The 22,169-nt window shown below is 65.7% G+C and carries 19 protein-coding genes; 10 read left to right on the top strand and 9 right to left on the bottom strand.

The genetic code is table 11. The annotated features are described in order from the left end of the window. The first annotated feature begins 59 nt into the window (after positions 1-59). Positions 60-1,430, top strand: coding sequence for a TIGR03808 family TAT-translocated repetitive protein (locus GGD61_RS18850; RefSeq protein WP_092256676.1), 1,371 nt, complete (start codon positions 60-62; stop codon positions 1,428-1,430). A gap of 29 nt (positions 1,431-1,459) precedes the next feature. On the opposite strand, the gene GGD61_RS18855 is transcribed toward GGD61_RS18850, so the two are convergent. From GGD61_RS18855 to GGD61_RS18870, 4 genes are all read right to left on the bottom strand, one after another. Beyond that, on the bottom strand, positions 1,460-2,206 hold the full coding sequence (locus tag GGD61_RS18855) for a TIGR03809 family protein (RefSeq protein ID WP_177237118.1): 747 nt from the start codon (positions 2,204-2,206) through the stop codon (positions 1,460-1,462). Positions 2,207-2,743: 537 nt separating this feature from the next. Next, the gene (locus GGD61_RS18860) at positions 2,744-4,459 is read right to left on the bottom strand and encodes a S8 family serine peptidase (protein WP_183230989.1); all 1,716 of its coding nucleotides are present in this window, start codon (positions 4,457-4,459) and stop codon (positions 2,744-2,746) included. A 16-nt stretch (positions 4,460-4,475) separates the two neighbouring features. Next, positions 4,476-5,171 carry a hypothetical protein gene (locus tag GGD61_RS18865; RefSeq protein ID WP_018315734.1) on the bottom strand — a complete coding sequence of 232 codons (696 nt, stop codon included), beginning with the start codon at positions 5,169-5,171 and terminating at the stop codon, positions 4,476-4,478. Next, the gene (locus GGD61_RS18870) at positions 5,168-5,737 is read right to left on the bottom strand and encodes a sigma-70 family RNA polymerase sigma factor (protein ID WP_018315733.1); all 570 of its coding nucleotides are present in this window, start codon (positions 5,735-5,737) and stop codon (positions 5,168-5,170) included. Before GGD61_RS18870 ends, GGD61_RS18865 begins: the two co-directional genes overlap by 4 nt. A 437-nt stretch (positions 5,738-6,174) precedes the next feature. On the opposite strand from GGD61_RS18870, the gene GGD61_RS18875 reads away from it, so the two are divergent. Next, positions 6,175-7,332, top strand: coding sequence for a GGDEF domain-containing protein (locus GGD61_RS18875; protein WP_092256684.1), 1,158 nt, complete (start codon positions 6,175-6,177; stop codon positions 7,330-7,332). 63 nt (positions 7,333-7,395) lie between these two features. Next, positions 7,396-8,499: a DUF2336 domain-containing protein gene (locus GGD61_RS18880; protein ID WP_092256687.1), complete on the top strand. Its 1,104-nt coding sequence runs from the start codon at positions 7,396-7,398 to the stop codon at positions 8,497-8,499. 10 nt (positions 8,500-8,509) lie between these two features. On the opposite strand, the gene GGD61_RS18885 is transcribed toward GGD61_RS18880, so the two are convergent. Together GGD61_RS18885 and GGD61_RS18890 are read right to left on the bottom strand one after the other, a co-directional pair. Further along, entirely contained in the window at positions 8,510-9,148 is a 639-nt protein-coding gene (locus GGD61_RS18885; protein WP_018315730.1) for an NrsF family protein, read from the bottom strand. A 2-nt stretch (positions 9,149-9,150) separates the two neighbouring features. Next, on the bottom strand, positions 9,151-9,696 hold the full coding sequence (locus GGD61_RS18890) for a sigma-70 family RNA polymerase sigma factor (RefSeq protein WP_092256690.1): 546 nt from the start codon (positions 9,694-9,696) through the stop codon (positions 9,151-9,153). Between the two features lie 291 nt (positions 9,697-9,987). Between GGD61_RS18890 and GGD61_RS18895 the strand changes: the two genes are divergently transcribed. The 5 genes from GGD61_RS18895 (at position 9,988) to GGD61_RS18915 (ending at position 14,797) form a co-directional block, all read left to right on the top strand. Further along, the gene (locus tag GGD61_RS18895) at positions 9,988-10,668 is read left to right on the top strand and encodes a hypothetical protein (protein ID WP_092256694.1); all 681 of its coding nucleotides are present in this window, start codon (positions 9,988-9,990) and stop codon (positions 10,666-10,668) included. Between the two features lie 134 nt (positions 10,669-10,802). Further along, entirely contained in the window at positions 10,803-11,582 is a 780-nt protein-coding gene (locus GGD61_RS18900; protein ID WP_092256698.1) for an enoyl-CoA hydratase, read from the top strand. A 188-nt stretch (positions 11,583-11,770) separates the two neighbouring features. After that, entirely contained in the window at positions 11,771-13,201 is a 1,431-nt protein-coding gene (locus GGD61_RS18905; protein WP_092256701.1) for a TolC family outer membrane protein, read from the top strand. Between the two features lie 24 nt (positions 13,202-13,225). Continuing rightward, on the top strand, positions 13,226-13,783 hold the full coding sequence (locus GGD61_RS18910; protein WP_092256703.1) for a hypothetical protein: 558 nt from the start codon (positions 13,226-13,228) through the stop codon (positions 13,781-13,783). A gap of 51 nt (positions 13,784-13,834) precedes the next feature. Continuing rightward, on the top strand, positions 13,835-14,797 hold the full coding sequence (locus GGD61_RS18915; RefSeq protein ID WP_092256706.1) for an amidohydrolase family protein: 963 nt from the start codon (positions 13,835-13,837) through the stop codon (positions 14,795-14,797). A gap of 3 nt (positions 14,798-14,800) precedes the next feature. Here GGD61_RS18915 and GGD61_RS18920 read toward each other — a convergent pair whose 3' ends face one another. From GGD61_RS18920 to GGD61_RS18930, 3 genes are all read right to left on the bottom strand, one after another. After that, positions 14,801-17,917 (bottom strand): efflux RND transporter permease subunit, encoded by a 3,117-nt coding sequence (locus GGD61_RS18920; RefSeq protein WP_092256709.1) that lies wholly within the window; start codon positions 17,915-17,917, stop codon positions 14,801-14,803. Positions 17,918-17,955: 38 nt separating this feature from the next. Beyond that, positions 17,956-19,200 (bottom strand): efflux RND transporter periplasmic adaptor subunit, encoded by a 1,245-nt coding sequence (locus GGD61_RS18925; protein WP_092256713.1) that lies wholly within the window; start codon positions 19,198-19,200, stop codon positions 17,956-17,958. A gap of 145 nt (positions 19,201-19,345) precedes the next feature. Further along, positions 19,346-20,746: a CoA transferase gene (locus GGD61_RS18930; protein WP_092256716.1), complete on the bottom strand. Its 1,401-nt coding sequence runs from the start codon at positions 20,744-20,746 to the stop codon at positions 19,346-19,348. 53 nt (positions 20,747-20,799) lie between these two features. Between GGD61_RS18930 and GGD61_RS18935 the strand changes: the two genes are divergently transcribed. Together GGD61_RS18935 and GGD61_RS18940 are read left to right on the top strand one after the other, a co-directional pair. Next, entirely contained in the window at positions 20,800-21,087 is a 288-nt protein-coding gene (locus tag GGD61_RS18935; protein WP_092256720.1) for a hypothetical protein, read from the top strand. A 235-nt stretch (positions 21,088-21,322) separates the two neighbouring features. Beyond that, entirely contained in the window at positions 21,323-22,093 is a 771-nt protein-coding gene (locus tag GGD61_RS18940) for an SDR family NAD(P)-dependent oxidoreductase (protein WP_092256723.1), read from the top strand. Positions 22,094-22,169 lie beyond the last annotated feature (76 nt).

Genomic DNA, 22,169 nt, shown 5'->3' on the forward strand with positions numbered 1-22,169 from the left:
CCTGCCCTGCGCTACCTAGTCGGCGCGGATGCCCTCCCGCCTCCGCCGGAGGACGCGTCATGGACCTCAATCGCCGTCATCTCATCGGGGCTTCGACCGCAGGCATCGCGGGCGCGCTCGCCATGCCGGCCGACGCCGCGCGCGCGGCACCACTGACATCCCTGCTCGGCCGCGATGCCACACAATACGGCGTGCGGCCCGGCAGCAGCGAAGATCAAACCCGCGCGCTGCAGCGCGCGATCGACGAAGCTGCACGCGCACAGCTGCCGCTGGCGCTACCACCCGGCGTCTATCGCGCCGGGCTGTTGCGGCTGCCCAACGGCGCGCAATTGATCGGTGTGCGCGGGGCGACGAAACTCGTCTTCACCGGCGGCGCCTCGGCGATCCAGAGCGACGGTTCGGACTCCATCGGCCTCACCGGCATCACTTTCGACGGCGGCAGCATTCCGCTGCCGGCGCGGCGCGGGCTGATCCATGTCCTCGGTGGGCGCGACACGCGCATCACTGATTGCGAGATCACGAATTCAGGCGGCAGCGGCATCTGGCTCGAACAGGTGTCCGGCGACATCTCCGGCAACATCTTCACTGACATCATGGTGACGGCGGTGGTCTCGTTCGACGCCAGGGGCCTCAGCGTCTCGCGCAACACGATTCTCGGCACCAACGACAACGGCATCGAGATCCTGCGCACCGCGATCGGCGACGACGGCACGCTGGTTGCCGACAACCGCATCGAGAACATCAAGGCCGGCCCCGGCGGCTCCGGCCAGTACGGCAACGCCATCAACGCCTTTCGCGCCGGCAACGTGATCGTGCGCGGCAACCGCATCAGGAACTGCGATTACTCCGCAGTGCGTGGCAACTCCGCCTCCAACATCCACATCACAGGCAACAGCGTCAGCGACGTTCGCGAGGTCGCGCTCTATTCGGAGTTTTCGTTCGAGGCCGCGGTGATCGCCAACAACACGGTCGACGGCGCCGCGGTCGGCGTCTCCGTCTGCAATTTCAACGAAGGCGGCCGCATCGCGGTGGTCCAGGGCAACATCATCCGCAACCTCGTTCCGAAGCGCCCGATCGGCACCGCGCCGGACGACGATGCCGGCGTCGGCATCTACATCGAGGCGGATACCTCGGTGACCGGAAACGTGATCGAGAACGCACCGTCCTACGGCATCGTCGCCGGCTGGGGCAAATATCTGCGCGACGTCGCGATCACGGGCAACGTGATCCGCAAGGCCCTCGCCGGCGTCGGCGTCTCCGTCGTGTCGGGCGCCGGCATCGCGCTGGTCAACAACAACATGATCTCCGAGACCCCGCGCGGTGCCGTGGTCGGGCTGGACCATGCGCGTGCGGTGACGTCGGATCTGTCAGCCGACGGCGCGCAGCGGTTCGCGCAGGTGGTGCTCGGCGGCAATGCGGTGCGGCGCTAAAGCCGCCCGTCGCCTCTGGCCGCCAGACGCTAGAACGCGTTCCTGAGCAGCGGGTACTTGGCTTCGAGGCCGTCGAGGCTGAAGGTGAATTCGACGACGCGCTCGGGGGCTGCGACGATTTCCTCGGCCGGCGGGGTGAACTGCGGCAGGAGCGATGCCATTGCAGCTGGCGCAGCCGTCTGCGGCTTCGCGGCAGGGACCGCGAGTGGCGGTCTCACTTCAGGCGCCGCGCGCGGCGCCATTGCGGCGGGCCCGGCGAGCGGTGACCTCACGGCAGGTGCGGTCAGCGGCGCCTTCGCTGCTGGAGCCTTGAGCGGCGGTATCTCGGCAGGCGCGATAAACGACGCCATCGCAGCGGAGGCTGCGGGCGCGGCGAGCGGCGCGACCGGGGCTTTGGTGATCTCAGTGAGAACGTCCGGCTTCGGATCGAGCCTGACCGGCACGGCGGTCTCGGGGGCGATGTGGACGGCCTTTGGCTGCAGGGTCTTGGGCTGCACGATCTGCGCCTGTTGCTCGCGCGGAAACACGCGGGGCATGGTCGCCGGCGACCAGCCGAATGCCGGCGTCACGCTCGCGGCCGCCTCGGCGACGTCCCCACCGGTCGCGAGCGCGCGCCAGGTCTGGACCGCGCGCTTGGCTTCCTGGATGTTTTCGAGGAATGCGATCTCGGAGTGATAACGGCGCCAGCGGCCGGTCTCGAACATTTCGGAGAGATGTTGCAGCCGCTGCTCGGCGAGAGCGCACCAGCGCGCCGCGACGTCGCGGCCAGCAACCACAGCACGCGCAGACGCCCAATCGGACGTGCAGCTAGACTCTTGGCGATGTGTCATGAACCAGCCCGTCAGGGGAAAACACGGACGCGGAGGACGCAACGCACACGAATCAATTTAGACGCGACATGAATATTTTGTGGAAAAGTTTTGACTTGTCCAGCAACGACACGGCATTCGTCGTCAATCACCGTAGTCGTGCGGAGATTTGCTGTGTTTTCGAGTCAAGCCTCGCACAAGCATAGCGGAGGTGCGACGCGCCGGGCGAACAGCCGACTCGAACATGGCGGCGTCCCATCAACCGCAAGCTGAACGAACGCGACGCTTTGAAGAATCGGATGCCGAAAAGAAAAGACCCGTCCGGGGGGACAACCGGACGGGTCAAGCCATATGGGCGCTTGGGGTGGATGGGCGCTCGCGCCTGATATGACTGATGGGGAGGGATGACCGCTCCCACATAATTTGGTCGTGGCAGCTGGCTGAACGTTCAATGCGGGGTTCGATTTTTTGACCTTCGGCCCGCGCGCATCTTTGTCGCAGCCGCTATCGCGTCGCCGGCCTATCCGCCTGAGAAATCGTGGATTTATCGTCCGCACTCGACAACGAAGGTTGTTCGATCGCGCGGGTGCCAGGCTCATCGCGACGCTTGCCGGCATCTTCACGTTTTGTTGTACCGGAGGCAGCCGCAACCGGCGTCGCGCTGTCGGCGGGAACAGCCATGACCGCGGCAAACGCATCGGTCTGGCCGTCGCCGAAAAGCTCGTCACGCCCGGGGGAGCCGAGGTCGCGCGCGGTCTTCGCCAGCGTCATGCGCAGCGCTTCCGGCTTCAAGGTGTAATTGCGCTCGAGCAGCAACGCCGCGACGCCTGACACATAGGCGGCCGAGAACGAGGTTCCCGACGTCATCTGGTACTTGCCGTCCGGCGCCGGCAGGAAGATGTCGACCCCGGGCGCCGCGACGGCAATGTAATTGCCGCGGTTGGACGCGGTGAATAGCCTGTCCTGCTGGTCGGTCGCGCTGACGGCAATCACGTTGGGATTGGCGGCCGGATAGAGCGGCGGCGATTTTGCGCCGGCATTGCCGGCGGCGGCGATCAGCACGAGGCCGCGCGCGGCGGTCGCCGCGATGGCGCGCTCGATCACCGCGTCCTTCGGTCCGGCAAAGCTCATATTGACGATCTGCGCGCCGTGCTCGGCGGCGTAATTCAGCGACCGCAGGATGATGTAGGACGAGCTCTCGGCGCCGCCATTGCTGCCACCGAAGGCACGGATCGCGATGATGCGCGCCTGGGGCGCGCTGCCCATCAGCCGGTCATGCGCCACGATGGCGCCGGCGATGCCGGTGCCGTGGACGTGCGGCCCCTCCGCGCTGCCGAGCGCATCGAAATTGTCGGCGACGGAATTGGCGAGCTCGGGATGCCTTGTGTCGATGCCGGAGTCGATCACGGCAACCGTAACGTTGGCGCCGTGCGCCAGCGTATGCGCCTGCGGCAAGCGGAGCTTTGTCAGTGCATATTGCGCAGGATCGCCTTCGGTCGGGGGCGGCGATTTCTGGTCCTGCAGCACATAGCGGAAGTTCGGCTGGAGCGAGCGCACGCTGCCGTCGGCTGCGAATTCGCGCCGCACCGTCTCGTACGGCCGGCCATCCGTGATGCGGAACAGACCGAACGTAGCCCCGATCAGCGGGAAGCTCTCCGACGAGATCCGCGTCAAGCCGTGCCGGCGGGCCAACGCGTCGGCATCAGCGGGCGACAATGTGCCGTCGATCTCGGCCACGAATTCGTTGGCGAAGCTGCGAAGATTGGCGGCGGCCGGCGTGGCGTTGCCGCGGCCCTTGCCGGCGCTCTTCTTGGCGGATTTGCCCAAGCCACCGCCGCCGGCATTCGGCTGCGCCAGGCATTCGCCGTCGGCATCGCGATAGGGCGCGGTACAGGCCGGATACAGGTTCGGCGAGTAGCGCGCATAGGGCAGCACCGTCGTCGTCGGCCGCAGGCGCGACGTCGTGGTGTGGGGAATGGTCGCCATCGTCCGCGGGCCGCGGTCGACGGACACCGCCCTGGCCGAGATGGTCGGACCGATGCGCGGGGCGATGCTCGGAGAGATGGTCGGCGTTCGCGTGGGCACGCTGATCGTCGGCGTGCGCATGATCGCCTGCGCCTGCGCAACCTCGACGCCGAGACAGGCGGCGATCAAAAGCGCGGCGCCGACCGATGAAGCGTAGGCTCCGGCGCGCACCCTGCTCTCGGACTTGCCTGTCATCGGATCAGCGGCGCGCTTAAGGCGCCGCGACGGCGAGGTTGACGAACTTCTCGCGCTGCATCTTGCCGAGCAGCGAGGCGAGCTCGTCCTGGCTCATCGCCTTGTCGAACTGGAGGCGGAACATGCCGCCCTTGGCATCGCCGATGATCGAGGCCTGGTAGCTGTCGAGCAGCGCGGTGATGTCGGCGACGCGGGCCTCGGGCGTGAAGCGCACCAGCGCGCGCGCCGGCGGAACGGTGGTGCCGAGTTCGCGAGTGATCGGACCACTGGTCGAGAGCGAAGCGGTCTGGAAGGTCGCGGGCTGGTTCTTCATCAGCACGGCGCCGATGATTCCGGCTTGCAGCATCAGCGCGATGGCGCCGAGGCTCGCCGACCACGCCAGCGTGCGCGGCGACAGGCTCGCGAAGAAGGTCGAGATGCGCGCCGACAGCGGCAGCGAGCCGCTCGCCCGCGCCGGCTCGGCATCGATCGCGGCGAACAGCTTCTGCAGCGCGCGCGCCGACGGAGCGCCCAAGCTCTCGTTCAGATGAATGGTCTCTTCGTACTCGCCGCGGATTGCGGCATATTGCCTGGCAAGCTCGGGATCGCGCGCCAGCGCATCCTCGACCCGCCGCGCATCGCGCGCGTTCAGCGTGCCGGCCGCGTGCCACGGCAGCAGCAGTTCAATTTCACTGGGCTCTTGCTCCAGCATCTTCTTGCTCAAAGCCATCATGGCCAGCCTCGCTCAACGCCGGCTGCCTTCAGCAGTTCGGCCAGTTTCTTGCGCGCATAGAACAAGCGCGTCTTCACAGTGTTCTCCGGTATTCCGACGATTTCGGCCACCTCTTCCACGGACTTCTCGTGGTAGTAGACGAGATCGACGATTTCCCGATGGTCCGGCGAGAGGCCCGTCAGACACTCCCGCAACGCTTCACTGGTATCCTTCTTCTGCACCACCGTTTCCGGATTGTCGGACGTATCCTCGATCGCGTTGGCGGCGTCTTCGTCCAGTTCGAAATCCTTCCTGCGCCGGAGCGCAGACAGGGCCTTGAAACGGGTGATTGCCAGTAGCCAGGTAGAAACGGCGGATCGGCCCTCGAACTTGCCGGCTTGACGCCAGACGTCGAGAAATACCTCGCTGATGAGGTCTTCCGCCGCCTGCTCGTCCCGCACGAGCCTCAGCCCGAACCTGTAGACCCTGACATGGTGCCGCCCGTACAGCACCTGCATGGCGAGCCGGTCACCTTGGGCGATCCTGGCGATCAGGACCTCGTCCGAAGCCGCCTGTGTCACGCTCAAAGGCCGTCTCGCAAAGTTGGTCGGGTCGGCGCGGCGGACGGTTCGACCGGGGGCGCAAAATTGTTCAATCTACCGCAGTCGTACGGTCGCCTATGTGACCTACCCCACATACGCGTATTTTTCTTGTCCCACCCCCGGCCATCGGCCGTCTTCATCCAGATCGGTAACATAATACTGCGATACTTCCCTGCGGAATGCCTGTCCGGCACAGGCGGCCCGGCCTCGTTCGGTTCCATAGCAACCCTGCACGACATATGTCTCGCCAAGCCCGGCTTAGGCTCGATCGCATCGCAAACGGATGCCTGATCGCCGGCAAAATTTCCCCGCCAGCCTAGCACCTTGTTCCGCGCTGCACGGTTCGGATTCGGTTTCAAAGGATACCAAACCTAAAGGCTTGCCACGTAGATTTTTACGCTGACATCACCATTGGCGGGACCATGAGCACGGCCGCGACGTCCTTTCCCGAGAGGAATGCCGCTGAGGTCGCGGATCTCGTGCTCACGCCCGAGGCGGCGGCGTCCGAAGTGCTGGCGCGCCGAGCCCGGCAGCGCCGCCAGATGTATATCGGCCAGGTGGCGAGCTATTCGCTGGGTGCCTCGGTCCTGCTGCTCTACGCCTATGGCGGCACGGTCTCCATGGCCGTTCCGTCGCTATTCTGGCTCGGCGGCCTCCTGATCATCGGTACGTTCACCGTGCTGTCGGAAGCCGGCTTCGGCGACCGGTTTGAGGATCATTACCTCACCGTCTTCCAGATCTCGGCGCATATGGCGCTGCAGCTGCTGTTCTTGCTCGCAGTGCCGACGGCCGGGGTCGCTTTCCTCGCCGTGCTGTTCCTGATCTTCGCATTTGGCACGCTGCGCATGACCTCTCACCAGGCGATGGTCACCTGGGGCCTTGCGACTTGCGGGCTCGCTTTGGTCTTCCTGGGCTCGGACCTGCCGATCGGGCTGCCGGTTGCGACCCGGCTGGAGCGAACCGCCTCGATGCTCTGTTTCGTGCTGGTGATCGGCCAGTGCGCCTTCCTCGGCCTGTTCGGCGCCACGCTGCGCAAGATCCTGTACCGGCGCAGCATCGAGCTGAAGGCCGCCTATCAGCGCATCGAGGAGCTGGCCGAGCTCGACGAACTCACCGGCTCCTACAACCGCCGCTGCATCATGCGACTTCTCGACTCCGAGATCGAAAAGTCGCGGCAGGCATCGACGCCCTGCGCGATCGCGCTGATCGATCTCGACTGGTTCAAACGCATCAACGACGCCCACGGCCACCCCGTCGGCGACGAGGTGCTGCGCACCTTCGCGATCACCATGTTCGCCAACATCCGCCCGGCCGACTGCTTCGGCCGCTACGGCGGCGAGGAATTCCTCCTGCTGCTGCCGGACACAACGGGCGAGGCCGCACAGCGCACGCTCGAGCGCTTGCGCGGCATCGTCGCCGATCTCGACTGGAGCGCATTCTCCCTGAATTTGCGCGTGACCATTTCCGCGGGCGTCGTGACGCTGCGCGACGTCGATACTGCCGATACGTTTCTCGCGCGCGCCGATCGCGCGCTCTATTCCGCCAAGGCGCAAGGGCGCAACCGCATTGCAACGAGCTGACCAATCCATTTCTTCCCGCTGCGACAGAAGCCGCCGCCGGACCGAGCGCTCCAGGACAGGGCCATGAGATCCAGATCCGCAAAAACATCCGAGAATTTGCTCGAGGAACTGCAGGCTGCACTCTCGCACGGCACCGTCGCGCGCCGGGTCGAGACGCTGCGCCGCGTCACCGATCTGTTCGTGGGCAACGCGGTGGATTATTCCGACGACCACATCCGCGTGTTCGACGACGTGTTCCAGTGCCTGATCGAGCAGATCGAGACCTCGGCCAAGGCGCTGCTCGCCGACCGCCTCGCACCGATCGCGGCCGCGCCGCCGAAAATCATGCGCACGCTCGCGCTCGACGAGGTCATCGAGGTCTCCGGCCCCGTGCTGTCGAAATCGGAACGGCTCGACGAGACGACCCTGATTGAGATCGCGCGCACGCGAGGTCAGGCGCATCTCAAGGCGATCTCGCTGCGACGGGTGCTGTCGGAAGCGCTGACCGACGTGCTGGTGACGCGCGGCGACGAGGACGTGGTGCAATCGACCGTCAGCAATCCGGGCGCGCGGCTCTCCGAGGGAAGCCTCACCGATCTCGTCATCCGCGCCGAGCGCGACGACGACCTCGCCACTTGCATCGGGCTGCGGCCGGACCTGCCGCGCCATCACTATTTGAAGCTGGTCGCCAAGGCGTCCTTGAGCGTGCGCAGGAAGCTCGAGGCCGCGCATCCGGAACTCATGGACGAGGTGTCGAGCGTGGTGCAGGAAGTGGCCCAGAGGGTCCGCGCCGCCGCCATGACGAAGCAGACCGAGATGGCGCGCGCGCTGGTGAAGTCGCTGCACGAAGACGGCCGTCTCAACGAATTCCAGATCACCAGTTTCGCCGAGCAGGGCAAGTTCGACGAAACCAATGCGGGGCTCGCGGCGCTCGCGGGCGTCGCGGTCGAGACCGCCGAGACCATGATGATCGAAAGCCGCACCGAGGGCGTGATGATCCTCGCCAAGGTCGCGGGCATGTCCTGGCCAAGCGTGCGGGCCATCATCGCCATGCGCGAGAAGCTCTCCGGCGGCTCGCAGACCGACATGCTGACGCTGCGCGACGTTTACGAGGCGCTGCGCAGCTCGACCGCGCAGCAGGTGCTGCGTTTCCACCGCATGCAGCTGGGCACGACGCCGGCGGCGTGAGGCCGGCGCGCTAGTAACGCAAAACCCTCGCCCCGACCGCCGCGCCGATCGCGGTCACCAGCGCGGTCGCGAGCGTGTACCAGGTCGCGACGAACAGCGGCGAATCGTCAGTGCAGTGCGAGGCATAGAGGGTCGCGGCAAGGCCGGCCGACACCAGGCCGGCGAGCGCTCCGGCAAGCGCCGGCCGCGACGGCGCGCCATGGCGCAGGCCGAACAGCGCCCCCGCAAGCAGCGGCAGCGACATCGCCGGAATTGCGACCAGGCACACCCTTGAGTTCTTGCCCATCAAGCGCATCGTCATCGGCATGGCCGGCGCCATCATCGCCTCACTGCCGATCGCGACCGCGAGCAGTCCGACGGGAAGCAGCAGCAGCCAGCCCCAGCCGCGCAGCAGGGCTTCCGGACGCGACAGATGCAGGCTGACGATGATGGCGGGAATCGCGAGCGACAGCGTCACCGCGAATTTCATGTCGAAGAACGGGTTGTGCATCGCGCTCATCACGTCGTGACGCACGCCGAGGAACGTCGCGAAGATCAGGATCGACAAGGGCGCGGCCACCAGGAGCGCCGTGGTCAGCACGGTGCCGACGCGCGGCGCCCGATGGGCGTTGTCGGCTGCGAGCGAACGGATGAGTTGATCGGTGTCCATGACTACTGATCCCGCAGTTTGGTCGTCAGCGCCGCAAGTCCGCGATGCAGCGCGACCCGCACGGCACCCTCGCTCATCGAAAACTTCGCCGCCGTATCCTTGATCGAGGCGCTCTCGACCGCGATCGACTGCAGCACGTCGCGCTGGCGCTGCGGCAGGGTGTTGAGCTGGGCCGCGACCTCGCCCGCGGAGGCCGTTTCCTCGGGCGCCTCGCCCGGCAGGGTTTCGGCGAAATCGTCGATATTGACGAAGACGCGCCTGCCGCGCCGGCGCAGCGCGTCGATCAGCTTGTTGCGGCCGATGGCAAACAGCCAGGGCGCGAAGGGGGCTTCGCTGTCCCAAGTGTGCCGCTTCAGATGCACCGCCAACAGAATCTCCTGCACGATATCCTCGGCCTGGTCGGGAGGCTGGCCTGCCCGTGCCAGGCCTCGCCTCGCGGCAGCACGCAGCACCGGCGTGACCGCCCTCAACAGGCGATGATAGGCCGCATCATCGCCAGCCATGGCCGACCGCATCAGGCCGGTCCATTCGTCCTCACGTCCGCGCACGCGCGCCCCTCACCATGCAATTCGGCCGTCCGTTCAATTTGTTACGCGGGTCCGACGAGATCACGAATTCGTGATATGCCCCGGACACCGCGACCGATCCGGCCGTAAACGTCTGCGACGGCTCATAACACCGATCGGCCCGTCCCGCACCCGGCGGCTGGCTTCATGGGGTCCGGTCTGCCCCGGTTTTGCCCGGTGTAGCCCGAAGATTCCCATTTTCTGCCCCGCTGTCGTCACGCCCCGGGGTCTCTGTTCGTTTCCGGGACGGGCGGAATTGGGGAGATCATCACCATGATGAAAGCCAGCGGGCGCGCGGCCCTGATCGTTCTGGCCGGCCTATTGTTGCTGTTCGGAGGCCTTGCACAGGCGGCCCCAAGCTCAACCACAAGCAATTCGGACAGCGCGGGCAAGCAGGCCGACGCGGCCAAGCCGAGCAAGCACCGGCGCCATGAGTCACGCCGCACCACCACCAGCGGCAAGACAGCACAGAAATCCGACGACAAGACCGCCGCTCCGGCCCAGGCCGACGAGGCCAAGTCTGACAACAAGGCGGCCGACAACACGGCCGATAGTAGCGTCCCGGCCTCGAGCCAGATGCCGCCGGCGGTCGCCAACGCCAATGCGCAGGTCGCCACAACCGACACCCCGACTGCGGCAGCGGCCTCGGCGATGACGGACCGCGCCAACACCAATGTCCAGGCAGCGGCCGATAATACCAATGCCGCGAACGCCGAGAGCCAGGTCGTCGCGCCCGATCAGCTCAACGACATCGACCGCGCTGCGCAACAGGACAACCCGCCGGCGCAGAAGGCGGTGATTGCCGCAACCGAGGCCCAGCCCCGGCCGGCACCGGTGATGGCAAGCGCCCAGCAAAGCTCTGCCTGGGACCAGAGCTCCCTGATCGGCAAGATCTTCATCGGCGTCGGCACGCTGCTGACGCTGGCGTCCGCCGCGCGCATGTTCATGGCGTGATTGCGGGCCCGATCCTGGCCTGAGAAACCTCCCCGGAACGCGCATCTCGCTGCGTGTTCCGGCGGCCGTTAGCCCCTTGAAGCTCACCGCGCCAGCGGGCACATTGCCTGCCCAATCAAAAGCGTGGGTGGAGCATGAGCACGTTCGAACACATCATCGTCGAAAGCAAAGGCGCGGTCGGCATCATCAAGCTGAATCGGCCGAAGCTGCTCAACGCGCTTTCCTTCGGCGTCTTCCGCGAGGTCGCAGCTGCCGTCGACGATCTCGAGGCCGATGACGCCATCGGCTGCATCGTCGTGACCGGCAGCGAGAAGGCCTTTGCCGCCGGCGCCGACATCAAGGAGATGCAGCCGAAAGGCTTCATCGACATGTTCTCCGAGGATTTCGCCGCGATCGGCGGCGACCGGATCGCGCGTTGCCGCAAGCCGACGGTTGCCGCGGTTGCCGGTTATGCGCTCGGCGGCGGCTGCGAGCTCGCCATGATGTGCGATTTCATCATCGCCGCCGACACCGCAAAGTTCGGCCAGCCCGAGATCACGCTCGGCACCATTCCCGGCATCGGAGGTACCCAGCGTCTGACGCGCGCGATCGGCAAGTCCAAGGCGATGGACCTCTGCCTCACCGGCCGCATGATGGATGCGGCGGAAGCCGAGCGAAGCGGGCTCGTCAGCCGCATCGTGCCCGCTGACAAGCTGATGGACGAAGTGATGGCGGCGGCCGAGAAGATCGCCGCGATGTCGCGCCCTGCGGCTGCGATGGCCAAGGAAGCGGTGAACCGCGCCTTCGAGACCACGCTCGCCGAGGGCATGAGCGTCGAGCGCAACCTGTTCCACTCGACCTTCGCGCTGGAGGACCGCTCCGAGGGCATGGCGGCGTTCATCGAGAAGCGCAAGCCGGTGAACAAGAACCGGTAACGTCAGGGAACGGGTCAGGCTGGTGTAAGGCTCGGCCGCGTTCCCGTGAAACCCTGTGACGAAGCTGCAACAAGCACGGATTTCATGGGGGTTTCGCCCGCGGCAGTTTGCCTGCGGGACCTCGGCTGGTTAAACAGTTAAGAGGCCACCGTCGGCGGGGGCGGACAGCCGAGGTTGAGCGGGAATACATGATTGGGCGTACCGCCAGAGCTGGTCGCGAGTTGACGCGGCATCGATCGGGCGTGGGTCCTGTACTTGCGACATGGACCACGCTGGCGCTGTGTTGCGCCCTGCCCTCCGCCGCCTGGGCCGAAGCCCTGCCGGAGGCGCTCGCCAAGGCCTACCAGACCAATCCACAGCTCAATGCCGAACGTGCGCGACAACGCGCCACGGACGAGAACGTGCCGCAGGCCCTCGCCGGTTACCGGCCGCAGATCGTGGCGAGCCTCAGCGCCGGCCTGCAATCGGTGCGCAATCTGCTGCCCGACAACACGATCCAGACCGGCAATTTGAAGCCATGGGTCATCGGCGTCACCGTGACGCAGACCCTGTTCAATGGCTTCCGCACCGCCAACAACGTGCGGGCCGCCGAGCTCCAGGTGCAGTCGGGCCGGGAGGCACTGCGCAATGTCGGCCAGGGCGTGTTGCTCGACGCGGTCACCGCCTACACCAACGTGCTCGCCAACCAGTCGCTGGTCGAGGCGCAGCGTTCCAACGTCGCCTTCCTGCGCGAGACGCTCTCGGTCACCCAGCGACGCCTCAACGCCGGCGATGTCACGCCGACCGACAGCGCGCAGGCCGAAGCGCGCCTCAACCGCGGCCTTGCCGATCTCAACGCCGCCGAAGTCGCGCTTGCCGTCAGCCAGGCGACCTATGCGCAAGTGATCGGCAATGCGCCGTCGCAGCTTCGCCCCGCCGAGGCCGTCGATCGCTATCTGCCGAAGAGCCGCGAAGACGCCATGACGATGGCAATCCGCCAGCACCCGGCGGTGATGGCCGCCAGCTTCGACGTCGATGTCGCCTCCACAAACATCCGCATCGCCGAAGGCTCATTGCTGCCGAGCGCCACCATCCAGGGCAGCGCCAGCAAGAGCCGCAACAATGACCCGACGCTCGGCACCTTCGCCGAGGACCAGGCCTCGATCGTCGCCAATGTCACCGCGCCGATCTACGACGGCGGCCAGGCCGCGGCGCAGACCCGGCAGGCCAAGGAGATCACGGCGCAGAGCCGGCTCGTGCTCGATCAGGTCCGCAACCAGGCCCGCACGGCGGCAGTGAGCGCCTGGGTCGCCAATGAAGGCGCCAAGATCACCGTGTCGGCCTCGGAATCCGAAGTGAAGGCCGCGACCGTCGCGCTCCAGGGCGTGCAGCGCGAGGCCGCCGGCGGACAGCGCACCACGGTGGACGTGCTGAACTCACAGGCCGATCTGATCCAGGCCAAGGCCCGCCTGATCGGCGCCAACCGCGATCGCGTCATCGCCTCCTACACGCTGCTCAGCGCCATCGGCCATCTCGACGTCAAGACGCTGAGCCTGAACACGCCGGATTATCTGCCCGAGGTTCACTACCACCAGGTCCGCGACGCCTGGCACGGGCTGCGCACGCCGTCGGGGCAGTAGTTTCAATCTATCGGGCCGGTGCCCATGAAAAGCCGCCGCATCCATCTGACGGGCGCTTCGGGCTCCGGGGTGACGACGCTCGGCCGGGCGCTCGCCGGCCGACTTGCGCTGCCGCATCACGATAGCGACGACTATTTCTGGCTGCCGACCGCGCCGCCCTACCAGACGACGCGCCCGGCCGCGGATCGGCTACGCCTGATGCGCGAGATGTTCCTACCGCGGCACGACTGGGTCTTGAGCGGAACCGCCACCGGCTGGGGCGACGAACTTGTCGCGTATTTCGACCTCGTGGTCTTCGTGGTCACGCCCCGCGAACTACGGTTGACGCGGTTGCGCGCCCGCGAGGCCGCGCATTTCGGTGCTGATGCCGTCGCACCGGGCGGCTGGCGTCATGAGCAGACCGAAGCCTTCGTCGAATGGGCTTCGCATTACGAGGCCGGTGACCGCGAAGGTCGCAGTCTCGCCAAACATGAAGCATGGCTCGCGGGCCTGCCCTGCCCGGTCGTGCGCGTGGACGGCTCACGTCTGCTTGCGGACATCGTCGAGCAGCTATGCAACGAAGCGCAGCTTCGATTCGGCTGATGTGGTACCGTCCCGGCACACTGCCAAATAAAACAACCAGGGAGAGAAACCGTGCTCAATCGACGCAGCGTCCTGCTTGCCTCCCTCGCCGCCGGAGTAGCCATGACCAACAGAGCCCACGCCCGCGCGGCGCAGCCTGCGACGCCGGTCAATTTCGACGTCCCCGCGCATGCCTGCGACTGCCACACTCACATTCATGGCGACGTCGAGAAGTTTCCGTTCTTCGCCGGGCGCGTCTACACGCCCGAGCCGGCAAGCCCCGAAGAAATGGCTGCACTGCACAAGGCGCTGCATATCGAGCGCGTGGTGATCGTCACCCCCAGCGTCTACGGCACCGACAATTCGTCGACCTTGTTCGGCATGAAGGCACGCGGCGCCAATGCGCGCGGCGTCGCCGTGATCGACGACAAGACCACCGAGGCACAGCTCGATGCGATGCAGGCGGACGGTTTCCGCGGCATGCGCCTCAATCTCGCAACCGGCGGCGTCAACGATCCCAATGTCGGCAGGTCACGCTTCACCACCGCCATCGAGCGCATGAAGGCGCGCGGCTGGCACGTGCAGCTCTACACCACGCTTCCTATGATCTCGGCGATCAAGGACCTCGTCGAGACGGCGCCGGTACCTGTCGTGTTCGACCATTTCGGCGGGCTGGAAGCTTCGCTCGGCCTGGAGCAGCCGGGTTTCTCCGATCTCGCTGCGCTGGTGAAGTCCGGCAAGGCCTATGTGAAGATCTCCGGCGCCTATCGCTCGTCCAAGCTCGCGCCGGATTATCAGGACATGGTGCCGTTCGCGCAGGCGCTGATCGCGGCCAACCCGGATCGCGTCGTCTGGGGCACCGACTGGCCGCATCCGGATTCGAGCCGTGTCGAGGGACGCAAAGCCACCGACATCGCGCCGCTCTATCAGATCGACGACGGCCGCCTGCTCAACCAGCTTCCGGTGTGGGCACCGGATGCCGACGTGCGCAAGAAGATCCTGGTCGACAACCCGGCACGACTCTACGGATTTTGACGGTCAGCGCGCGCGGCGCGAGAAGAACGAGATCAGGACCGGCAGGGTCACGAGGATCACGACCGGCGCCAGCATCATGCCGGTGACGACGACGACCGCGAGCGGCTTCTGCACCTGCGAGCCGATGCCCTCGGACAGCGCTGCCGGCAGCAGCCCGACGCCGGCGACGACGCAGGTCATCAGCACCGGCCGGAGCTGCAACTCACCGGTGCGCACCACCGCGCTCGCGCGGTCCATGCCCTCTTCGATGAGCTGGTTGAACTGCGACAGAATGATGATGCCGTCCATCACGGCGATGCCGAACAGCGCGATGAACCCGATCGCCGCGGAGACGCTGAACGCAGTGCCGGTAATCAACAGGCCCAGCACGCCGCCGAAGATCGCCATCGGGATCACGCTCATCGCGAGCAGCGTGTCGGTCATCGAGCCGAAATTGAACCAGAGCAGCACGCCGATCAGCGCCAGCGAGATCGGCACCACGATCGACAACCGCCGGATCGCGTCCTGGAGATTGCCGAACTCGCCGACCCAGTCCATGTGCGAACCGGGCGGCAGCTGCACCTGCTCGGCAATCTTCTGCTGGGCCTCGCGGATCGCACTGCCGAGGTCGCGCTCGCGCACCGAGAACTTGATCGGCAGATAGCGCTCCTGCTGCTCGCGATAGATGTAGGCCGCGCCCGAGACGAGGCTGATGGTGGCGACCTCGCTCAGGGGAATCTGCGTGACGGTGCCGTTCGGCCCGGGTGCGCCGATGCGCAAATTCTGGATCGCCTCGGCACTGCGGCGGTATTCCGGCGCGAGGCGGACGATGATCGGGAAGTGGCGATCGGAGCCGGACTCGTAGAGATCGCCCGCCGTGTCGCCGCCGATCGCGACCTTGATGGTGGCGTTGATGTCGCCCGGCGCAAGGCCGTAGCGCGCGGCCTTGGCGCGGTCGATGTCGATCTGGACGGTCGGCTGCCCGAGCGAGGTGAACACCGCAAGATCGGTGACGCCCTGCACCGTGGCCAGCACCGACTTGATCTTGTTGGCGGTGTCGGTGAGCGCCTGAAGGTCGCTGCCGAACAGCTTGATCGAATTTTCGCCCTTCACGCCGGAGACGGCTTCGGAAACGTTGTCCTGGAGATATTGCGAGAAGTTGAACTCGACGCCGGGGAAGCGATCGTCGAGCTGCTTGAGCAGTTGCGCGGTCAGCTCTTCCTTGTCGCGGGTGCCGGGCCATTGGCTGATCGGCTTGAGCGGCGCGAAGAACTCGGCGTTGAAGAAGCCGGCTGCGTCCGTGCCGTCGTCGGGACGGCCGTGCTGCGACACGACGGACTCGACCTCGGGCCGGGCGCGGATCACCTTGCGCATCTCGTTGACGTAGCTGTTGCCTTCCTGGAGCGAGATGGTCGGCGGCAGCGTGGCGCGAATCCAGAGATTGCCCTCTTCCAGCTTCGGCAGGAATTCGAGGCCGAGCAGCCGGCTGAGCGCCACCGTCATCAGCACGAGGCCGACCGCACCGCCGAGCACGATGTTGCGGTTGGCGACCGCCCATCGCAGCAACGGCGAGTACAACCGGTGCAGGATCCGCATCACCCTGGTCTCGGTTTCCTCGACATGCGCGGGCAGGATGATCGCGGACAGCGCCGGCGTGACGGTGAAGGTCGCAAGCAGCCCGCCGGCCAGCGCATAGGCGTAGGTGCGAGCCATCGGCCCGAAGATGTTGCCCTCGACGCCGGACAGCGTGAACAGCGGCAGGAAGGCCGCGATGATGATCGCCGCGGCGAAGAAGATCGAGCGCGAGACGTCGGCGGCCGCGCTGAGGATGGCGTGGCTCTTCATGCCGAACAGCGTCTCATGGGACATATGCTCGGTCTCGGACATCGGCGTCGTCTGGGTCAGACGGCGGAAGATCGCCTCCACCATGATGACGGTGGCATCGACGATCAGACCGAAATCGATCGCGCCGACCGAGAGCAAATTGGCCGATTCCCCGCGCAGCACCAGGATGATGACGGCGAAGAACAGCGCGAACGGAATGGTGGCGCCGACGATCAGCGCGCTGCGCAGATCGCCGAGGAAGATCCACTGCAGCAGCACGATCAAGAGAATGCCGACCACCATATTGTGCAGCACGGTGTGGGTGGTGAGCTCGATCAGATCGCCGCGGTCGTAGATGCGCTCGATGCGCACGCCGGGCGGCAGGATGCTGGAATTGTTGATCTGCTGAACGAGCTGATGGACCCGCTTGATGGTCGGCGAGCTCTGCTCGCCGCGGCGCATCAGGACGATGCCCTGCACGATGTCGTCGGACTCGTCGAGTCCGGCAATGCCGAGGCGCGGCTTCTGACCGACGGTGACGGTGGCGACGTCCTTGACCAGCACCGGATTGCCGCCGGTCTGCGCCACCATGGTATTGGCGAGATCGTCGATCGAGCGGATCAGGCCGACGCCGCGCACCACGGCCGATTGCTGGCCGATATTGACGGTGTTGCCGCCGACATTGACGTTGGAATTGCCGACCGCCTGGAGCAATTGCGGCAGCGTCAGACCGTTGGCGACCAGCTTGTTGAAGTCGACCTGGAGCTCATAGGTCTTGCTCTTGCCGCCCCATCCCGTGACGTCGATGACGCCCGGCACGGCGCGGAAGCGGCGCTGCAGGATCCAGTCCTGGATGGTCTTGAGATCGAGCACGCTGTAGTTCGGCGGACCCACGAGACGGTAGCGGAAGATCTCGCCGATCGGGCTGAGCGGCGAGATCTGCGGCTGCACGTTGCCCGGCAGCGGCGCCAGCTGCGCCAGGCGGTTCAGCACCTGCTGCAACGCCTCTTCGTAAGTATAGGCGAAGGAGAATTGGATTTTGACGTCGGAGAGACCATAGAGCGAGATGGTGCGGATGGTCGTGATGTTCTTCAGGCCTGCGACCTGGGTCTCGATCGGGATCGTGATATAGCGCTCGATCTCCTCCGCCGACAGCCCCGGGCTCTGCGTCACGATGTCGACCATCGGCGGGGTCGGATCGGGATAGGCCTCGATGTTGAGCTGGTTGAAGGCGATGACGCCGCCGATCAGCACGGCGACGAACATCCCGACCATCAGGAAGCGCCGGTTGACGGCAAGGGCGACGAGACGATCCATTCAAGCTTCAGTTTGTCTGCAATTTTTTGGGTCGTCGATCAGCTGCCGGACGCCGCGCGGTCGATGAACAGGCTGCCTTTGGTGACGATCTGCTCGCCGGGTTTCAGATTGCTGGTGACCTCGACGAGGTTGCCGTTGATGAGGCCGATCTTGATCTGGCGCAGCTCGACCGACTTGTCCTCGCGCGCGACCCAGATGCGGACCTTGTCGGCTTCATAGATCAACGCCTGCTTCGGCACAGCGGGCGCGGCGCGATCGCCGGCCGAATAGATCGTGACGTTGGCGAACATCTCGGGCTTGAGCAGCCCGTCCTTGTTGTCGATGGTGGCGCGAACCTGCAGGCGGCGGGTGTTGGGGTCGATCGCGGCAGCGACGTAATTGATCTTGGCGCTCAAGGGGCGGCCCGGCAGCGCCATCACGTTGACCGTGATGTCCTGCCCGATGCAGATCGCGGCCGCATCGCTCTCACGCACGAAGGCGGTGAGCCAGACCGTGGAGAGATCGCCGACCACGAAGACCGGATCGCTGGCGCCGGAATTGACGTACTGGCCGGGGCCGATCTTGCGCTGCACGACCGTGCCGGAGATCGGCGAATAGATCGTGACTTCCCGATTGATCACGCCCTTGTCCTGGAACGCCTTGATGGTCTCGTCGGTGAAGCCGAGGATGCGCAGCTTGTTGCGCGCGGCTTCCAGCGCAGTCTCCGACGAGCGCATGTCGTTGCGCGCCTGAACCTGGGTCGCTTCGGCCTGCTGATAATCCTTCAGCGGAATGGCATGGCCCTCATAGAGGTCCTTGGCGCGCTTGAACTGGATGTCGGAGAGCTCGAGCGCCGACTTCGCCTTGTTCTGCGAGGTCATCGCCGCGATGAAATCGTTCTGGGCCTGCACGGTGTCGGCGGCCTCGATCGTGAACAGCGGTTGGCCCTGCTTCAGCATCTCACCCGGCTTGGCCAGCAGCTTGGTGACGCGGCCGGCATAGGGCGAGAACACCGGTGTCGAGCGGTCCTCGTCGACGGCGACCTTGCCTTCGGTGACATATTCGGCGCGGAAGGCCTTGGCCTTGACCGGCTCGATCGTCAGCGTCGCCCATTCCGACGGCGTCGGCGTGAAATTCTGCGCATTCCTGCGCGACTGGCTGGAGATCTCGGAGTGCTTCTTTTCTTTGGCGCCGACGTAGCGAAAGCCGTAGGCCCCAACGCCGGCAAGAGCTAGTAAAACTACGGATGTGATCACCCGTTGTTTCGTAAACACCTGCAATCGCTTGGTATTTTCAACTACCATGGAGCCCGGTCGTGTCTGCGACGATCTCGGCAGATGCCTGCCTTATCGGTTGCGCTAATAGTGCCGAATTGCAATTCCAAACAACCTAAAAAACGCTGCGCGCCTTTCGGTTTGCGTTAAAATTTCGCGACATGTCAGCTTCACGTCAGCTTCGCGACGGCCACTGTGCCGGATGACTGCCGAGCGGCATTGCCGGGCGGCTCCATTGCGCCGGCGTCTTCGACAGCATCGCCGCATGGCGCACCGCCTTCAACATGCCGAAGCCAGATGGCATGCTCTCGATGAACGCAGTATGTACGGCTTCGCCCGTAAGATCCGGGGTATGCAGGCCGCCATCGAGCCGGCGGAGATCCCAAAGCCAGCGCCCGGTCTGCGCCAGCGACACACGCAGGTGCCAGCTGCCGCCTTCGCGCGCCTGACGCGCCTTGGCCATCATCGCACCGAACGCCATCAGATAGCCGGTGGCGTGATCGAGCATCTGTGCCGGCAATTCCTTGGGACCATCGAGACCGGCAGCACGTCCCTCGGCATGATTGAATCCGGTCGTGGTCTGCACGAGGGAATCGAAGCCGCGCCGCTCGGCCCAGGGGCCGGCGTGGCCATAGGCCGACAGCGTCACATAGACGATGCCCGGATTGATCTGCGCTGCATCCTCGGGAGCGAAGCCGAGGGCGGCGAGCGCGCGCGGGCGATAGCCCTGCGAGAAGATGTCGGCGTTCCGCAACAGTTCGCGCATTTGCGCCCTGCCCGTCTCGCCCTTCAACTCGACGAACGTGGTGAGCTTGCCGCGGCCGGTGTCGATGGTGAGCCAGGGAATGGCGGGCAGCTCCGGCCCTGACACCAGCAGCACGTCCGCACCATGCGCAGCGAGCGTGCGGCCGGCGACGGGGCCTGCGACGACGCGGGAGAGATCAAGCACGCGCAGGCCTGACAGCGGACGATCGCCTTTTGGCCACGGCTTTGGCGGGGCATCGCCGATCTTCTCGATCGAGAGCAGCGGCAACCCGGCGAGCGCGCGCGCCTGCGGCAGAGCCGACCATTCGTCGTAGCTCCGCATCAGAGCGACCACGCCGCCCGCGGCGTATGCCGCAGTCTCGAAATCCTCGCCCTTCCATTGCATCAGCGCGGCCTGCACCTTGTCGCGCTCCGCCTCGCAGCCGAGCACCTTGCAGACGGCGTCGCGGTGATGCGGGAAATTGGTGTGGCAGCGAACGAAGCGGCCATCGCCGCTCCTGTAGACGCCGGCGATGGCGTCCCAGGCCGGCGGTGGCGGCTTGTCGTCGAGGCGCAGATAGCGCTCGGAGCGACATTCGGCGACGGCGTGGCGCATGTCGACGGAGACGTTTTGGGTTTCGCCGCTGCGTTGTCTCCATATCTCGGCCGCTGCAAGGCCCGCCGCAGCAATCGTGGTTTGGCCGGCAACAGCAACACGAAAGGAGGATGGAATCTGCGGCTCCTCTCCGGTCAAGCGCACACGTTCGAGCGCGGACGCATCGCCGCCGGCGGAGGTCCAGATATCCCTGAGAATGTCGGCGGGGCTTTGCATGACCCTTCTCTCCCTTTAGCTTTCAACATCCTATTAGCATATAAGGACATGCAATGGCCGCCATCGATCCTCTCACCGCAGGTGCCGTGTTCATCGCAACGGCGGCCACAGACGCGGTCTATGTGATGTTCACCTCGGCTGTAATCGCGCGCAAGCGCATGTCAGCTGCGAACTGGAGCGCGGTCTGGTACATGCTCTCCTCCTACGCCGTGATCAGCTACACCGAAAACGCGTTCTATGTCGCTTTCGCGGCGATCGGCTCCTGGGCCGGCGCCTACGCCTCGCTGACCTTCCTGCACCGCCCGCCCGGCGGCCCGCCGGTGGGCGCGTCGCCGGAGTGAGGACGTAAAGTGGTGGCATGTCCTCCAATGCTAATCCCGTCATCCTGAGGTGCGAGGCCTGCGATGCATCGCAAGTCGAGCCTCGAAGGAGGCACGGCCGAGTTGGCAGCCGGGCTGTCGCCCTTCGAGGCCTCCGCTACGCTCGGCACCTCAGGGTGACGGTCGAACAATGGGATTTGCGGCGATGCCGCGCACGCGACTACACTCTCACGACCAACAAAAAGGAAACCCAACAATGGATCTCGGTCTCAAAGGCAAGAACGCCATCGTGCTCGGTGGCACGCGCGGCATCGGGCGGGCGATTGCGGAGACGCTCGCCGGGGAAGGCACCAATGTCGCGGTGTGCGCGCGCAATGCCGATCAGGTCGCGACCACCGTTGCCGAGCTGAAGGCGGAGGGCGTCAACGCCACCGGCGGCCCGGTCGACGTGACTGACGGCGCGGCGCTGAAATCCTGGATCGAAGGTGCCGCAAAAGAGCTCGGCGGCATCGACATGCTGTTCTCCAATGCCGGCGCGATGGCGCAGGGCCACGATGCAGCATCCTGGCAGCAGAATTTCCAGCTCGACCTGCTCGGCGCCGTGCATGCCTTCGATGCCGCGCGGCCGTTCCTCGAAACGAGCGGCGAGAGAAGCGGCGACGCCGCCTTCGTCATCATCTCCTCGATCTCGGCGGCGCAGGCGGACACGGCCAGCTCCTACGGCCCGATCAAGGCGGCGCTGATCCACATGGCCAAGGGACTGGCGCGGCAATATGCGAAGAAGAAGATTCGCGTGAATGTGGTGTCGCCCGGCACCGTCTATTTCAAGGGCGGGGTCTGGGAGATGGTCGAGAAGAACATGCCCGAGCGTTACAACGACGCGATGAAGCGCAATCCGACCGGCCGGATGGCAACGCCGCAGGAAATCGCGAGCGCCGCGGTGTTTCTGGCAAGCCCGGTGTCGGGGTTTACGACGGGGTCCAATCTCGTCGTGGACGGCGCGATCTCGAACCGGGTGAATTTTTAGAAGGGCACACTGTCATCGCCCGACTTGATCGGGCGATCCAGTATTCCAGAGACGGCGCGGCTAGAGCCGAGAAGCC

It is taken from the genome of Bradyrhizobium sp. SBR1B (assembly GCF_014198205.1).
Lineage (GTDB): Bacteria > Pseudomonadota > Alphaproteobacteria > Rhizobiales > Xanthobacteraceae > Bradyrhizobium.

Coding starts and splice junctions, on each gene's coding strand:
- GGD61_RS18850 (WP_092256676.1), top strand. CDS start 60: ATGGACCTCAATCGCCGTCATCTCATCGGGGCTTCGACCGCAGGCATC.
- GGD61_RS18860 (WP_183230989.1), bottom strand. CDS start 4,459: ATGACAGGCAAGTCCGAGAGCAGGGTGCGCGCCGGAGCCTACGCTTCA.
- GGD61_RS18865 (WP_018315734.1), bottom strand. CDS start 5,171: ATGATGGCTTTGAGCAAGAAGATGCTGGAGCAAGAGCCCAGTGAAATT.
- GGD61_RS18875 (WP_092256684.1), top strand. CDS start 6,175: ATGAGCACGGCCGCGACGTCCTTTCCCGAGAGGAATGCCGCTGAGGTC.
- GGD61_RS18880 (WP_092256687.1), top strand. CDS start 7,396: ATGAGATCCAGATCCGCAAAAACATCCGAGAATTTGCTCGAGGAACTG.
- GGD61_RS18885 (WP_018315730.1), bottom strand. CDS start 9,148: ATGGACACCGATCAACTCATCCGTTCGCTCGCAGCCGACAACGCCCAT.
- GGD61_RS18895 (WP_092256694.1), top strand. CDS start 9,988: ATGATGAAAGCCAGCGGGCGCGCGGCCCTGATCGTTCTGGCCGGCCTA.
- GGD61_RS18900 (WP_092256698.1), top strand. CDS start 10,803: ATGAGCACGTTCGAACACATCATCGTCGAAAGCAAAGGCGCGGTCGGC.
- GGD61_RS18905 (WP_092256701.1), top strand. CDS start 11,771: ATGATTGGGCGTACCGCCAGAGCTGGTCGCGAGTTGACGCGGCATCGA.
- GGD61_RS18910 (WP_092256703.1), top strand. CDS start 13,226: ATGAAAAGCCGCCGCATCCATCTGACGGGCGCTTCGGGCTCCGGGGTG.
- GGD61_RS18920 (WP_092256709.1), bottom strand. CDS start 17,917: ATGGATCGTCTCGTCGCCCTTGCCGTCAACCGGCGCTTCCTGATGGTC.
- GGD61_RS18925 (WP_092256713.1), bottom strand. CDS start 19,200: ATGGTAGTTGAAAATACCAAGCGATTGCAGGTGTTTACGAAACAACGG.
- GGD61_RS18930 (WP_092256716.1), bottom strand. CDS start 20,746: ATGCAAAGCCCCGCCGACATTCTCAGGGATATCTGGACCTCCGCCGGC.
- GGD61_RS18935 (WP_092256720.1), top strand. CDS start 20,800: ATGGCCGCCATCGATCCTCTCACCGCAGGTGCCGTGTTCATCGCAACG.
- GGD61_RS18940 (WP_092256723.1), top strand. CDS start 21,323: ATGGATCTCGGTCTCAAAGGCAAGAACGCCATCGTGCTCGGTGGCACG.